Source organism: Bartonella sp. A1379B, assembly GCF_002022485.1.
Classification (GTDB): Bacteria; Pseudomonadota; Alphaproteobacteria; order Rhizobiales; family Rhizobiaceae; genus Bartonella; species Bartonella rochalimae.
Genome location: NZ_CP019780.1, coordinates 586,362 through 602,221, shown reverse-complemented (window position 1 = coordinate 602,221; position 15,860 = coordinate 586,362). Strand labels below are relative to the sequence as shown.

Below are 15,860 nucleotides of genomic sequence, written 5' to 3'. Positions count from 1 at the left end.
TGAAAACGGCCTATGAAAAATATTGCAAAATAAAAGTATCAATATAAAAGTATATGCGATGTATAATACTTTTTCTCTTGTTTGGAAGCATTATATTGTGTATCTCTTTGTAAGCTTTACACTCTGAAGGAATTTCTTTTAGGTGTTGAAAATACCAAGATTCATCACCTGTAGTGAACTTTTTTATAGTACTCAGCACTTCTTTTTTAAAATCAGAGGAAAGAAAACCTTCATATAGAGTCCTGAATTCATTTTTTAATGCGGGACTTAAAGCGATCGCATCTTTTGCCCAACTAAAGTCTTCGTCTTTCCAAGAGAAATTTTCACGCAGTACAGGCCCTATATCACTTTTTTTTAATACATCTTCTTGTGTTTTGCACACAAGGGCAGACTGATACAGCTCCAAATAAGAAAACGCCTGTGTCATCTTTTCTGACTGAAATTTGTTCCAATATTTTAGTGCTTTAATCTGTTTTTCTTCATATTCTCCTGTTACATATTCTTTTGCTATAACACGCTTTTCTAACAGTGAGCGCACAATCTCTATTTCATGAAAAATCACCATACTTTCTGATAAAAGATTAGTTATTTTATTTAAAACTTTATTTTTGTCATCAAAAATATGTTCAGGTATAGGAGAATTTTTAGCTCTCTTTTCACGAATTATATTCGTAAAAAGTCATTTTCTTTTTGAAGAGAATCATTTTCATTCTGAATAATTTTCTGTTGCTCTATAAGATATTTGAATCTCTTAATATTGTAATAATTTCCTTAAATAATTTAAAAAGAAATAAATATAATATGATTATTACAAAAAAATTATTAATTATAGCTCTTTTGTTACTCAGTATAATATTTAGAGTAAAGTATGCTTATGCTGAGGCTATTTTAAGTAAAGAATCGCTAAAACAATCCCTAAAGCAATCCCTTTCTGGTTTAACTCTTGATGAGAGCATCAATATAAATAATAAATATATTATTAGAATAATATGTAAAGTAAAATGAGTATAAAAAAATTTTTAATTTAAATTAAGCAGAACATTTTGTTGCCATTTCTGCAAGCTGTGTCATAATATTTGCTACACCAACAAGTCTTTCATTTACTTTAGTCCAATCACGAATAAAAACAATGCTTTGATCTGGTCGAATTTTTGCCATTGATCCTTGTTTCTCAACCCATTGAACAAGAGCAATACCATTTTCAAAGTAATTATTGCGAAATTGTATAACAATCCCCTTTGGTCCAGCATCTATTTTTTCCACATGTGCTTTTCGACATAATATTTTGATGTAAAAAACTTTAAGTAGGTGTTGAACCTCAAGTGGCAAAGGACCAAAGCGATCAATTAATTCAGCTCCAAATTCATCAATTTGTTCTATATTATCAAGTTCTGTTAAACGACGATAAAGCCCCATACGCAATGATAAATCAGGTACAAAATTTTCTGGTATGATCACTGCTGTACCAAGAGAAATTTGAGGTGACCACTGATTATCTCTCTCATGTTGGCCATCTTTTAATTCAGCAACGGCTTCTTCAAGCATTTTTTGGTAGAGTTCAAACCCAACTTCTTTGATGTGTCCTGATTGTTCTTCACCTAATAAATTACCTGAACCTCGAATGTCCATATCATGACTAGCCAGTTGAAAACCTGCACCTAATGTATCAAGGGACTGCAAAACTTTAAGACGACGATCTGCTGCAGGAAGTAAAACTTTACCAGAAGGGAAAGTAAAAAGTGCATAAGCACGTTGTTTTGAACGCCCTACTCTACCACGCAACTGATAGAGTGCAGAAAGACCAAACATTTCAGCACGATGTACAATTAATGTATTGGCTGTTGGAATATCGAGACCTGATTCAATGATAGTAGTTGAAAGTAATACATCATATTGCCCATCATAAAACGCATTCATAATATCATCAAGTTGTCCAGCTGGCATTTGTCCATGTGCTATAACAAATTTAATTTCAGGCACATGCGTTTTGAGATATTCTTCTACATAAGAAAGATCAGAAATACGCGGGCACACATAAAAACTCTGTCCACCTCGATAATATTCACGTAATAATGTTTCGCGTATAACCATCAAATCAAAAGGTGAAATAAAAGTACGTACAGCCATTCTATCGATAGGTGGGGTTGTAATTAATGAAAGTTCACGTAGCCCCGATAAAGCAAGACTTAATGTTCTTGGTATAGGAGTCGCTGAAAGTGTAAGAACATGAATATCACTTTTTAATTCTTTTAGACGCTCTTTATGTTTTACTCCAAAGTGCTGTTCTTCATCAATGATAAGAAGTCCTAATCGTGAAAAACTCACTGAATCATTGAGTAATGCATGTGTTCCAATAACAATGTCGATCGTACCCTCTGAAATACCTTTTTTAATTTGCGCCAATTCTCTCGCTTTTACAAGCCTTGACAAATGAGCAATCTTAACCGGTAGCCCTTGAAAACGAGCAAGAAAAGTTTTGTAATGTTGTCGTGAAAGTAAAGTTGTAGGCACAACAACAGCAACTTGATAACCATTTAATGCTGCAACAAAAGCACTGCGAATAGCAACTTCTGTTTTGCCAAAACCTACATCACCACAGATTAAACGATCCATTGGTTTTCCTGATGCTAAGTCATCTAAAACAGCATTAATAGCATCCATTTGATCATCTGTTTCCTCATAAGGAAAGCATGCAACAAATTCATCAAAGAGCCCTACTGGTGGAGTTAGAGTAGGTGCTGAACGCGTCGCACGTTCTGCAGCTATACAGATCAATTGACCAGCAATTTTTAATAAATGCTTTTTAAGGCGTGCTTTACGTGTTTGCCATCCAACACTTCCTAATTTATCCAACGTGACATTTGTACTTTCTGATCCATAACGAGATAAAAGTTCAATATTCTCAATGGGTAAAAATAGCCGATCGTCTCCAGCATAATTGATTTCTAAACAATCACGTAAAATCCCTGTTGTCATGATAGTTTTGAGACCAATAAACTGTCCAATACCATGATCAACATGTACAACGATATCACCAGAATTTAAGGAAGCAATTTCAGAAATAAAATGCGCATTACTTTTACGCTTTTTTGGTGATCTTACTAATCGATCACCAAGGATATCTTGTTCCGCTATGACAACAAAATCTTCAATTTCAAAGCCATGCTCTATCATTAAAACAGCAGCTAAAATCCGATCACGCGGTGTTGCTTTTACGGTTTGCAATGATTTTGCAATTTCTACTTTTTGTAAACCGTGTTCATCAAGAACTTGCAGTAAACGATCCATAGATCCTTCACTCCAAAAAGCCAAAAGTACTTTCTTACCAGAAGATCGCAATGAAGCAATGTGATCAACTACACTTGAAAAAACATTTTTATCTGGAGCATTACGTTCTTTTATAAAATCATAGCCCTGTGTAGCATTTGTATGAATAACTGTCTGTTTCAGTGTTCGTGAAATATTAAAAGGTGTAAAATCAATACGCAAACCACACTGCTCTACACATGTTAAAACTTGTTCGGGTGTCCAATAAAGAAGATTAGGCTCTATTGGATGATAAGAAACATCATTCTCTTGATTATTTTCGCGTTCTTTGCGCGCATTATAATAATCTACAATAAGACGATATCGTTCAATGAGAGCTTCTTCTATGAGATGCTCAAAAACAACAGGCAGATTACCACAGTGATCAAAAAAACTATTGAGATTTTCATAAAACAATGGGAGCCAATGCTCCATACCTGAAAAACGCCTCCCTTGAGAAATAGCCTCATAAAGCATGTCACTTTTTTTGGGTACCCCAAAAGAACGAATATAATTGCTTTTAAATCGGCTAATAAACTCAGGAGTGAGAGTAATTTCACTCATCGGCTGTAAAAATAATTCTGTTTTATTCGCTATTGTTCGTTGCGTCTCTGGATCAAATACGCGAATGGTTTCTAAAGTTTGGCCAAAAAAATCAAGACGAAAAGGTTCCGTATAACTAGGAGAAAAAATATCAATAATTCCTCCCCTTACAGCAAATTCACCAATATCACGTACAGTTGCAACACGTTCAAAGCCATTATGTTCTAAATAATGAATTAAATATGTCATATCCATACATTGACCAATACGCACATGGATAATTTGATCATCAATCATTGCACAAGGTGGTAGTTTTTGAATAACTGTATTAGCTGTTGTTAATATGATTGAAAACCGTGGATTTTTACGCAGATCTGACATATGAGCCAAAGCTGAAAGACGACGTGCAGTAATAGCTATTCCAGGTGATACGCGATCATAAGGTAAACAATCCCATGCCGGAAACTGAAAAACAGATAAATTAGGTTCAATGAAATTTAAAGCTTGCTGTAAATAAGCCATTTTTGTTCCATCACGAACAACATAAACAAGTGGTTTATCTTGAGCAATTTCTGCACTTAATTTAGCAAGTGCAAAAGCTTCAAATCCATCAACAACACCATCAAAAATCATACCACTAGGCGTATTTGGAGGAATAACAATTTTTTTTAATATAGCCATTTTGATTTAATTAAAATTTATACGAGAGCAATAATTTATAATATCGCGAAAAAGTGCACTATCTACCTCAGGTGGTATAGAAACTTCTCTTGTAATCCACCCTAATAAATCACGATCTTCAAAAGACATAATATATTCAAGTTCAGAAACTGTTTGATCACTCATCTTGGCAATATGTGCATCAACATATTGGCCCAAAATCAAGTCTACTTCACGAATACCTCGGTGCCATGCACGAAAAATCAATCGGCGACGACGTGAATCCAATCGATTTTCATCAATGGCTAAATTTGTCATAAAAATCTCCTAACAGACAAAAATAAACATACACTACACTGTTATTTTTTTAGAATAAATTTGTATCTCAATATTAAGGAAGTTCAATAATTTTTTTTTCTTTAATTGTAATTCGACGATGCATCTGTTTGGCTAAACCATAATTGTGTGTGGCAACAAGGGCAGCAAGACCAGATTGGCGCACAAGTACTGATAGAGCTTGAAATACATATGCTGAAGTTGTAGGATCAAGGTTTCCTGTAGGCTCATCAGCTAAAAGTACAGAAGGCGCATTTGCTACAGCACGCGCAATTGCAACACGTTGTTGCTCCCCCCCGATAGTTCTGATGGACGGTGTTTAGCGCGGTGAGCAACGCGAAGATAGCTTAATAATTTAAAGGCACGATCTTCTGCAATAGATTTTTTCAATCCTGCAATCATTTGAGGAATCATAACATTTTCTAAAGCCGTAAATTCTGGTAGTAAATGATGAAATTGATAGACAAAACCAATATCATTTCGTCTGATTGCTGTGCGTTCACCATCAGAACGTTTTGCACAAGAAATACCTCGTAACAAAATATCGCCAGCTGTTGGTCTTTCTAATAATCCTGCGATATGAAGAAATGTTGATTTTCCAGAACCAGATGGTGCTACAAGTGCTACAATTTCTCCACGTTTTAGAACAAAATTGGCTTTATTCAAAATAACTAAAGGTTTGTTATTATCAACAAAATGTTTCTCAATCTCAACAAGTTCTAAAACAGTAGACATCATTCATACCTTAACGCTTGTATAGGATCTAATTTAGCAGCACGCCATGCTGGAATAAGAGTCGCAAGAAAAGATAAAAACAAAGACATCATAACTACCATAGCAATCTGTCCCCACTCAATTCGAGCGGGCAACTTTGCTAAAAAATAAAGCTGGGGATTAAAAACATCGACATTAAACAGCCAAGATATAAAGTCCTGAATATGATTAATATTTATAGTAACTATAATTCCTAAAATTAAACCCAATATCGTTCCAATAAGTCCAATTACCATGCCAGTGGTAATAAATATATGCATAATCGCACTTTGATCCGCTCCCATTGTACGCAGAATTGCAATATCATGGCTTTTATCTTTTACAAGCATTATTAAGCCTGAAATAATATTCAAAGCCGCAACGAGAATAATAAGAGAGAGAATAAAAAACATAACATTTCGTTCAACTTGTAATGCTGAAAAAAAAGACTGATTTTGCGTACGCCAATCAATTAAATGAATTTGTTGATTAACTGTTTTTTCTATCACCGGTTTTACTTGATCAATAGCATCAGGATCATTAAGAAATAACTCTAAAGATTGAATTTTTTCCTCTAAGTTAAAGAAAATTTGTGCTTCATGAAGAGGCATAAAAACAAATATTGAATCATATTCTGACATGCCAACTTCAAAGATAGCAACGACTTTATAAGCTTTGACACGTGGCGTAACTCCAAAGGGCGTATCATCACCATCTGGTGTAATGATGCGCAGATGACTTCCAACTGTAAGACCCAATTTTTCTGCCAAACCACTTCCAATTGCAATGCCTTCTTCTTTATCAAATTGAGCGAGTGTACCTGAGATAATATTTTGAGCGACTGTTTTCAGTTTCATCAAATCTTTTTGACGTACACCACGAACTAAAGCACCAGTTCCTCTTTCGACATTACCCTGGACAAGAGCTTGTCCTTCAATAATCGGAAGAACTAATTTTATATCCTTGATAGATTCCAGAGAAGAAATAAGAGTATTATAATCAGTAAAATTGGAATCAATGGTTTGTACAATAAGATGCCCATTCATTCCTAAAATACGATTGAGGAGTTCTGTCCGAAAACCATTCATAACTGCCATAACAACAACTAAAGCAAAAACTCCTAACATAATTCCAATTAAAGAAATAATTGAAATAATAGATGTAAACATATGTTTTTTATTAGGAATCATATAACGGAAAGCAATCATCCATTCATAAGATGAAAATCCTTTATTCCTCAAAACAGTCATGATATTGCCCATCAAATTACCGAAAATCGGTTTAGCACAGCTTCAACCGTTAAAACTTCTCTAAGACCTGTTTTTCGATCTTTAATTTCAACTTCATTTTGTGTAGCATTTTTAGGACCAATAATCATTTGTACCGGCAAACCAATCAAATCCATTGTTGCAAATTTCGATCCAGGACGCTCACTCGTATCATCTAACAGTGGATCAAAACCACTACGTATAAGCCCCTGATAAAGAGTTTCACATATATAACTACATTTTTCATCATCTGGTTTCATATTGATGATACCAAAATCAAATGGTGCGATTGATTTTGGCCAAATAATACCATGTTCATCATGAGAAGACTCAATGACTGCCGCTACAAGACGCGAAGGTCCAATCCCATAAGATCCCATAGAAACAAAGTGCTCTTTTCCATCTTGTCCCATAACTTTTGCCCCCATTGGAGCAGAGTATTTTGTACCAAAATGAAAAATATGTCCTACCTCAATACCACGCGCTGAGAGCTTATTACTGTCAGAGACTTTACTCCACTCTTCTTCATTATGCATTTCTTCTGTTGCAGCATATAAAGATGTCCATTGTCTAACAATATCAGCTAAAACATCCTTATCGGTAAAATCAATTGAAACAGATGGAACTGTAAATTCAAGAAATCTTTTGTCACAAAATATAGAACTTTCACCTGTTTTGGCTAAAATAATAAATTCATGACTAAGCTCACCGCCAATTGGACCTGTATCAGCACGCATAGGAATTGCTTTTAAGCCAACACGAGAAAAAGTGCGTAAATAAGCAACAAACATACGATTATAGGATATTTTTGCACTCGCATAATCAAGGTCAAAAGAATAAGCATCTTTCATCAAGAATTCGCGTGCGCGCATCACACCAAAACGTGGACGAATTTCATCACGAAATTTCCATTGAATATGATAGAGATTTAGTGGAAGATCTTTATAAGAACGAACGTATGAACGGAAAATATCTGTTACCATCTCTTCATTAGTCGGACCATAGAGTAAATCACGATCTTGACGATCTCTAATGCGTAACATTTCAAGACCATAATCATTATAACGCTCACTTTCACGCCAAAGATCAGCAGATTGAATCGTTGGCATCAATATTTCTAAAGCTCCAGCTCGTTCTTGTTCTTCACGAATAATCTTACAAATCTTGTCAAGAACTTTTTTACCTAATGGTAACCAAGAATAAATTCCTGATGTCTGTTGACGTACCATACCAGCTCGCAACATAAATCGATGTGAAATAACTTCTGCTTCCTTAGGACTCTCTTTTAAAATAGGCAGAAAATATTGAGAAAGACGCATTAAAACTATTACTCCTAATTAGACTTATCAAATTACAGCAATTTACAAGTGGTATTTATAGCTATATTCTGAAGGCTTGCAAATATGATAATAATATTGAAATATTATCTTCTATCTTTTCTTTAACTGCACTTACATAAAAAGTGTGAAGTCCGTATTTGTACAATGAGCTAATTGAAATAGTTTTATCTTCTTTTTATAAAAAATAATCGAATATTAAAATACTTTTATTTTGAACGATGTAAAAAAACTACACAAATAGGCTTTTTCCCCCAAATCTTATTAACAGCTGCTCTTACTGCACGCCTCGCAGCTTCTCGGATAAGTTCATTATCTTTTCTTTTTGCACGCGGAATATTATTAATGGCATTTTCAATAACATTTAGAAGAATATCTTCTAATAATTCCCCTGCCCTATCGCTTTTAGGAAGACCAAACATTATAAGACCAATATCATCAATTAAATCATGCTTACTATTCATGTGAAGAGAAACAGAAACATGACCAACATAACTTAACTTGCAACGCTCACGAATTCCTAATTCATCTTCATTACCAAGCAGAAAACCATCTTTATAAATACGACCAACAGCGACTTGATCAATAATTTCTACTGGTTCTGGTGCAAGACGAAATATATCACCATTTCTAATTCCAGCAACAGTTTTTATGCCAACTTGTTGTGCTAAAGTTTCTTGAGCTGTAAGATGTATCGCTTCACCATGTACAGGAATAAGGATCTGTGGTTTTGTCCAATCATACATTTGTAAAAGTTCTGAACGACGGGGATGACCTGAAACATGTACAAGAGCATCTCGATTGGTAATAATGTTAATACCCTGATCAATAAAACGATTTTGTATATCAATAATAGCTTTTTCATTACCTGGAATATTACGTGATGAATAAATAATTGTATCACCAGGAGAGAGAGTGATATTTTTCATTTCATTTCGTGAGAGTTTTGCTAATGCAGCACGTGGTTCACCTTGACTACCAGTTACTACCAAAACAATATTTTGGGGTGGAATATGGCTATAATCTTCTTCTGTTATAAATGGTGCTATATCATCCATATAACCAAGCTCTTGTGCGACCATAACACTACGCTTTAAAGAACGTCCTACCAAAAGAACTTGACGTCCAACAGATTCTGCAGCAAGAGCAATTGAGCGTATACGGCCAATATTAGAGGCAAAAGTTGTAATAGCAATTCGACCTTTAGCTTTCAAAATAATTTCAGAAATACTTTCCTGAACTTGTTGTTCCGATGGTGATATACCATCTTGAAGTGCATTAGTGGAATCACATAATAAGGCTAATATACCTTTATTCCCCAAAGTCCGAAACCGTTCTTCATCTGTTATAGGCCCAAGTGAAGGCGTATGATCAATTTTCCAATCCCCAGTATGAATCACATTTCCTAAAGATGTTGTAATAGCTAAAGAAACTGCTTCTGGAATCGAATGATTAACAGAAATAGCTTCGATTGAAAATGGTCCAACCTGAAAGCAATCGCCAGATTGAAAAATATTAACTGGAATTTCATGAAATTCAAAATCTGACTGTCTTTTACTCTCTAATAATCCAGCTGTAAAACAAGTGCAATAAATTGGAATTTTAAGCTTTGGCCATAAATCAAGAACAGCACCATAATGATCTTCATGAGCATGTGTTAAAATAAGACCACAGACATTATGTTTTTCATTTTCTAAAAAACGAATATCTGGCAAAATAAGATCTACTCCAGGTAATTCAGGACCTGCAAAACTAACTCCCATATCAACAAGTAACCATTCACGACAATCTTTAGGACCAAATCCATAGGCAGCTAGATTCATTCCTATTTCTCCAACTCCTCCTAAAGGTAAAAAAACCAATTCATTCTTATTGGCAACAGTCATAAATGTCTCCTAAATTATTAAGATAACTCATGCTGAAATAAAACTTTATAAGTCAATTACAATCTACATCAGCAGAAGCAGCTAAACCAAAATGAACATCTCCAGATGTTATGATTGCCCGCTGACCATTTTTTTGTTTTACAATACAGTTAAAATCACAATCAAGACCATCAAAAATACCTTCAATGATCCTTTCATCGCTATTTACTGTAATGTGTTGTCCAAGATGAGAACAATATAAAAGCCATTTTTTACGAATTGTATCACATCCATAGGGTTGTTTCCAAAGAAGATAATTTTCAGCAAAATATTGCGTCAGAGCGGTAAACAATTGTTCTTTATCAATATTTAAACCAATATTCTTTATACTTGAGGTTGGATACGGCGCATCTTCATAATGGTATTCTACATTCATACCAATACCAATAACTAATGCATATTTTTGCGGAGTTAGTTTGAAAAGTTCAAGTAAAATCCCACAGCTTTTAGCTCCTTTAAGTAAAACATCATTCGGCCATTTTAAACTAATAATGTCGTTAGCTTGCTTTTCATTCCTTATAAATTGTTTGACAGCCTCTAACATACTTACTCCAGCAACAAAACTAAGTTGAGCAGCAGTCTGATGGATAATATCATCAATTAATAAAAGGCTAGAATAAAGATTTCCTTTTGGACTACTCCATATTCTTCCTCTTCTAGCTCTTCCTTGTGTTTGTTCATTCGCAACAATCCAAAGATACCCGTGATGTCCAGAATGTGCCTTTTGCTGTGCAACAAGATTTGTTGAGTCAACACTTTCATATGATTCAATATCATACCCTTGTTTTTTTGCAAAGTCTGACAACACATAAACCATATTCACTAAAACAATGCTGCAGCTGCTTGTTCTGCCAATTCAGAAAATACAATTCCAAAAAACACATAAAATAAAATGAACAATGCAGAAAAAGTAAGACAAAACTTAAGTTCGCTTGATAAAGAAATAAAGCCAGCTTTTGCATCATCAAACCACATAATTTTGATGACACGCAAATAATAAAAAGCACTAACCACAGAAGCCAATACACCAACGACAGCAAGCGGAATAAGACCTGCATGAACAGCTGCAGAAAATGTATACCACTTTCCAAAAAAACCTGCCATAGGTGGTATACTTGCTAACGAAAAAAGATGTATTGTCATAATAATAGCCATAAACGGATTTGTTTTTGCCAATCCTGCAAGATCATAAATATTTTCAACATTTCCATCATGCGACCGCATACTAAGAATGAAAGAAAACGAACCAAGTGTCATAACAAGATAAATGGTCATATAAATGATAACACCTTTTACCCCAAGTACATTTCCTGCAGCTAACCCAACAAGAGCATATCCCATATGACTAATCGATGAATAAGCCATTAGACGCTTAATATTACTTTGACCAATTGCAGCAAATGCACCTAATATCATTGATGCAATCGCTATAAATACTATAATTTGCTGCCATGCAGGCATAAGGTTATCAGCGTTATCAAATGGAATAAAAGCAACAACAATTATACGAATAATTAACGCCATTGCTGCAACTTTAGGGGCACCAGCAAAAAACGCTGTAATAGGTGTTGGCGCGCCTTCGTAAACATCAGGTGTCCACATATGAAATGGAACTGCAGAAATTTTGAAAGCCAAACCAGCTAAAATAAACACAATTCCAAAAATAACACCTAACTGCAAAACCTCACCTTTTAAAGCCAATGCAATTTCATGAAAGCTAATTTGGCCAGTAAAACCATAAAGTAATGAAATACCATAAAGAAGTAATCCTGAAGACAATGCACCTAAAACAAAATATTTTAATCCTGCTTCAGAAGATTTAACATTATTACGATTAATAGCAGCTAAAACATATAAAGATAAAGATTGTAGCTCTAACCCCATATAAAGAGACAGCATATTACCTGCTGAAATCATGAACATCATACCAAGGGTTGCAAACAGAACCAATACTGGAAATTCAAATATATCAAATTTTTGAGCACAGGTAAAAGAAACAGACATAATGAGAGCAAATAATGCGCCAATAAGCGTTAAAATTTTCATATAGCGGCTAAAAGAATCAATGATGAGCGCATCTGTGCAAAAAAAACCGCTTTTTGGAAAGATCATCACGATAATAATAGTTGCAATAAGAAGAGCAATCGCTAAACCTGTAACAGTTAAATATGAATGCGCTCTAGAATAAACGCCGATTAAGAGCAGTGCTATTCCTCCCAAGGCAATTAAAATCTCAGGAAGAATTAACACTAATTGAGTTATTATTTCAGTTTGCATGAGCGTTCATCTTTTATTTAGTGCAGCTGGTTGATCAAAGATTCTACCGCAGACATTGTTGTTTTAAAAATTGGTGTTGGATAAACACCAAAAAATATTGTGAGAATAACCATTGGATAAAGGGTGAATTTCTCTATTGGTGATAGATCAAGAAGAACTTTCAAGTTTTCTTTTTCTAAAGAGCCAAAAACAATGCGCCGATAAAGATAAAGTGCATAAGCTGCTGATAAAATAACGCCAGTTGTAGCAAAAACAGCAACCAATTTATTAACTTGGAAAACACCTATTAGAGTTAAAAACTCGCCGATAAATCCTGAACTTCCAGGTAACCCAATATTTGCCATAGTAAAAATCAAGAAAACAACAGCATATTTAGGCATATTATTTACTAAACCGCCAAACGCTGAAATTTCACGTGTATGTAAGCGGTTATAGATCACTCCAACACAAAGAAATAAAGCCGCTGAAACAATTCCATGCGATAGCATCTGATAAATAGCACCTTGAATGCCTTGTTCATTAGCAGAAAAAATACCCATCGTTACATATCCCATATGCGCCACCGATGAATAAGCAATCAGTTTCTTTATATCACTTTGAACAAGTGCAACTAAAGATGTGTAAATAATCGCAATTAGCGATAATGTGAAAACTAAAGAAGAAAAATCAGCTGAAGCAATAGGAAACATTGGTAATGAAAAACGAATAAAACCATAACCGCCCAATTTAAGTAATACGCCAGCTAAAATAACAGAGCCTGCTGTTGGTGCTTCCACATGAGCATCAGGCAACCATGTATGAACTGGCCACATTGGCATTTTAACAGCAAAAGAAGCAAAAAATGCAAGCCACAACCACGTCTGCATATGTGTATTAAACTGGTAGGTTAACAAAGTTGGTATATCAAGTGTTCCTGCTTCCCAATACATAACCATGATAGCAACCAGCATGAGCACTGAGCCAAGCAAAGTATATAAGAAAAATTTCATACTTGCATAAATACGACGCGCCCCACCCCAAACACCAATAATAATAAACATTGGAATAAGGCTACCTTCAAAAAAGATATAGAATAAGATTGCATCAAGAGCACAAAAAACTCCAATAATTGCAACTTCGAGAAGAAGAAAAGCAATCATGTAATCTTTTAATCTATCTTGAATAGTATTCCAACTTGCTAAAATACAGAAAGGTAAAAGAAAAGCTGAAAGAACAACAAAAAGAACAGAAATACCATCGATACCTACATGATAACTAATATCACTACCTAACCAGTGGAATTTCTCAACCATCTGAAAATCAGAGTTTGTAGTATCAAATCCTGCCCAAATAACTAAAGAAATAATAAAAACAAACACAGTCGTAAAAAACGCTACATTACGTATATTGCGTTTTGCTGCTTCACTATCATCCTTGATTAATAAAATCAGGAACACACCAACAAGCGGCAAAAAAGTAACAGTAGAAAGAATAGGCCAGTCGGTCATCAATTTAAGCTCCTAATCATCATCCATGTGATGAGTGTTGCCACGCCAATCAGCATTGCAAATGCATAATGATAAAGATATCCTGTTTGCATGCGAATAACTTTATTTGTGATGTTAATAATACGTGCTGCAATGCCATTTGGGCCTAAACCATCAATAACCTTATTGTCACCTATTTTCCAAAAAAAGTTACCAATTCCCAAGGCAGAACGAACAAATAAAATATTATAAACTTCATCAAAATACCATTTATTATAAAGAAATCGGTGTAATATAGGTAAAAATTCAGCAATTCTTTTAGGAATTGAAGGAACTAGAATATAAAATAAATACGCTAAGGTAAAACCAAGAATCATCGCTGTAAATGGCGACCATTTTACCCAGTCAGGTACATTGTGTGCTTCATGAAGAATATGATTATGACTTCCCGTAAATAATGCACCTTTCCAAAAAGCATCATAAAAGTCACCAAAAAAATAAGGCTGGAAAATTACACCAGCAAACAATGCTCCGATAGATAAAATAAATAATGGAACTAACATCACTGGAGCTGATTCATGCACATGATGCATAACATCAACGGTTGCACGTGTCTTGCCATGAAATGTCATAAATATAAGCCGCCAAGAATAAAAACTCGTTAATAAAGCAGATAAAATAAGAAGCCAAAAAGCATATTCTGACGCAATATTATGCGATGCAAAGGCAGATTCTATAATAGCATCTTTTGAAAAAAATCCTGCAGTTCCAAAAAAAGTTCCAGGAATTCCAAAGCCTGTTAAGGCAATAGTTCCTATAAACATCATCCAATAAGTTGTTTTTATATGTTTATATAATCCACCCATTTTTCGCATATCTTGTTCATCAGAAACCGCATGAATTACAGATCCTGCTCCGAGAAATAATAAGGCTTTAAAAAAAGCGTGCGTAAAAAGATGGAAAATGGCTGCTCCATATGCTCCAACCCCTAACCCAACAAACATATAACCAAGCTGTGAACAAGTAGAATAAGCAATAACGCGCTTGATATCATTTTGTACGACTCCCACAGTTGCAGCAAAAAATGCTGTCGTTGCCCCAATAATAATGATTACTGTTAAAGCATTCGGAGAAAGTTCAAAAATCGGTGACATACGCGCAATCATAAAAACACCAGCCGTTACCATTGTAGCTGCATGAATGAGCGCAGATACTGGAGTTGGTCCTTCCATCGCATCAGGAAGCCACGTATGTAAAAGAAATTGTGCTGATTTACCCATAGCGCCAACAAATAAAAGAAGACATGTAATAGTAATTACTGTTTGTCCCCCAAAATGACCACCTAAAAACGTCATACCCTTTATAAAATTATTATCTGCAGCTTTTGTAAAAATATCTACAAAATTAACTGACTGAAATAAAACAAAAATGTTGAATATTCCTAATAGAAAACCAAAATCCCCAACACGATTAATTACAAAAGCTTTCATTGCTGCCTTATTAGCAGAATCCCGCTGAAACCAAAAACCAATCAACAAATAAGATACAAGGCCAACACCTTCCCATCCAAAAAACATTTGAATTAGATTATTGGCTGTCACCAACATCAACATCATAAATGTAAATAAAGAAAGATAAGCAAAAAAACGAGGCCTTGAAGGATCATGATGCATATAACCAATTGAATAAATATGAACTAATGCCGAGACACTATTCACTACAACAAGCATAACAGCTGTCAATGTATCAACATGCAAAGACCAATTAAACACTAATTTATCAATAACTACCCATTGCAATAGCGGTATATCAACTGTTGAAGCATTATTAAAAGCCATACTTAAAAAAGATATCCATGATAACCCAGCAACAATCATCATAAAGCTAGATGTTACCAGCTCACTAGCACGAGGAGCTATAGTCTTTCCACCTATTGCAGCAATTAAAAAACCTAAAAGCGGAAGAAAAACGATCATATAATACATCACG

General features: G+C 34.6%; 10 protein-coding genes and 1 pseudogene. All 11 read right to left on the bottom strand.

All coding sequences use genetic code 11. The annotated features are described in order from the left end of the window. Positions 1-10 precede the first annotated feature (10 nt). The 11 genes and pseudogenes from BA1379B_RS02575 to nuoL all read right to left on the bottom strand — a co-directional run bounded on the left by BA1379B_RS02575 (position 11) and on the right by nuoL (position 15,856). A complete protein-coding gene (locus BA1379B_RS02575) occupies positions 11-565 on the bottom strand; it encodes a hypothetical protein (protein ID WP_078673745.1) in 555 nt (184 codons plus the stop codon). A 464-nt stretch (positions 566-1,029) separates the two neighbouring features. After that, on the bottom strand, positions 1,030-4,530 hold the full coding sequence (gene mfd, locus BA1379B_RS02565; RefSeq protein ID WP_078673743.1) for a transcription-repair coupling factor: 3,501 nt from the start codon (positions 4,528-4,530) through the stop codon (positions 1,030-1,032). 6 nt (positions 4,531-4,536) lie between these two features. After that, positions 4,537-4,827: an FAD assembly factor SdhE gene (locus tag BA1379B_RS02560; RefSeq protein WP_078673742.1), complete on the bottom strand. Its 291-nt coding sequence runs from the start codon at positions 4,825-4,827 to the stop codon at positions 4,537-4,539. Positions 4,828-4,900: 73 nt separating this feature from the next. Then, positions 4,901-5,580, bottom strand: a pseudogene (locus BA1379B_RS02555) (ABC transporter ATP-binding protein). After that, complete coding sequence (locus BA1379B_RS02550) at positions 5,580-6,848, bottom strand: lipoprotein-releasing ABC transporter permease subunit (RefSeq protein WP_035005836.1); 1,269 nt, start codon at positions 6,846-6,848, stop codon at positions 5,580-5,582. The pseudogene BA1379B_RS02555 and the gene BA1379B_RS02550 overlap by 1 nt, the downstream one beginning before the upstream one ends. 11 nt (positions 6,849-6,859) lie before the next feature. Beyond that, complete coding sequence (gene proS, locus BA1379B_RS02545) at positions 6,860-8,185, bottom strand: proline--tRNA ligase (protein ID WP_035005838.1); 1,326 nt, start codon at positions 8,183-8,185, stop codon at positions 6,860-6,862. 227 nt (positions 8,186-8,412) lie between these two features. Continuing rightward, positions 8,413-10,089: a ribonuclease J gene (locus tag BA1379B_RS02540; RefSeq protein WP_078692354.1), complete on the bottom strand. Its 1,677-nt coding sequence runs from the start codon at positions 10,087-10,089 to the stop codon at positions 8,413-8,415. 52 nt (positions 10,090-10,141) lie between these two features. Further along, on the bottom strand, positions 10,142-10,951 hold the full coding sequence (locus tag BA1379B_RS02535) for a biotin--[acetyl-CoA-carboxylase] ligase (RefSeq protein WP_078692353.1): 810 nt from the start codon (positions 10,949-10,951) through the stop codon (positions 10,142-10,144). Further along, positions 10,951-12,405, bottom strand: a complete 1,455-nt coding sequence (gene nuoN, locus BA1379B_RS02530) for an NADH-quinone oxidoreductase subunit NuoN (RefSeq protein ID WP_035005842.1) — start codon at positions 12,403-12,405, stop codon at positions 10,951-10,953. Before nuoN ends, BA1379B_RS02535 begins: the two co-directional genes overlap by 1 nt. 17 nt (positions 12,406-12,422) lie before the next feature. Further along, a complete protein-coding gene (locus BA1379B_RS02525; protein ID WP_035005843.1) occupies positions 12,423-13,892 on the bottom strand; it encodes an NADH-quinone oxidoreductase subunit M in 1,470 nt (489 codons plus the stop codon). Then, entirely contained in the window at positions 13,892-15,856 is a 1,965-nt protein-coding gene (nuoL, locus tag BA1379B_RS02520) for an NADH-quinone oxidoreductase subunit L (RefSeq protein ID WP_078692352.1), read from the bottom strand. Before nuoL ends, BA1379B_RS02525 begins: the two co-directional genes overlap by 1 nt. Positions 15,857-15,860 lie beyond the last annotated feature (4 nt).

Excerpts from the sequence above, each read along its gene's own strand:
- BA1379B_RS02575 (WP_078673745.1), bottom strand. The coding sequence starts at position 565 with ATGGTGATTTTTCATGAAATAGAGATTGTGCGCTCACTGTTAGAAAAG.
- mfd (WP_078673743.1), bottom strand. The coding sequence starts at position 4,530 with ATGGCTATATTAAAAAAAATTGTTATTCCTCCAAATACGCCTAGTGGT.
- BA1379B_RS02560 (WP_078673742.1), bottom strand. The coding sequence starts at position 4,827 with ATGACAAATTTAGCCATTGATGAAAATCGATTGGATTCACGTCGTCGC.
- BA1379B_RS02550 (WP_035005836.1), bottom strand. The coding sequence starts at position 6,848 with ATGACTGTTTTGAGGAATAAAGGATTTTCATCTTATGAATGGATGATT.
- proS (WP_035005838.1), bottom strand. The coding sequence starts at position 8,185 with ATGCGTCTTTCTCAATATTTTCTGCCTATTTTAAAAGAGAGTCCTAAG.
- BA1379B_RS02540 (WP_078692354.1), bottom strand. The coding sequence starts at position 10,089 with ATGACTGTTGCCAATAAGAATGAATTGGTTTTTTTACCTTTAGGAGGA.
- nuoN (WP_035005842.1), bottom strand. The coding sequence starts at position 12,405 with ATGCAAACTGAAATAATAACTCAATTAGTGTTAATTCTTCCTGAGATT.
- BA1379B_RS02525 (WP_035005843.1), bottom strand. The coding sequence starts at position 13,892 with ATGACCGACTGGCCTATTCTTTCTACTGTTACTTTTTTGCCGCTTGTT.
- nuoL (WP_078692352.1), bottom strand. The coding sequence starts at position 15,856 with ATGTATTATATGATCGTTTTTCTTCCGCTTTTAGGTTTTTTAATTGCT.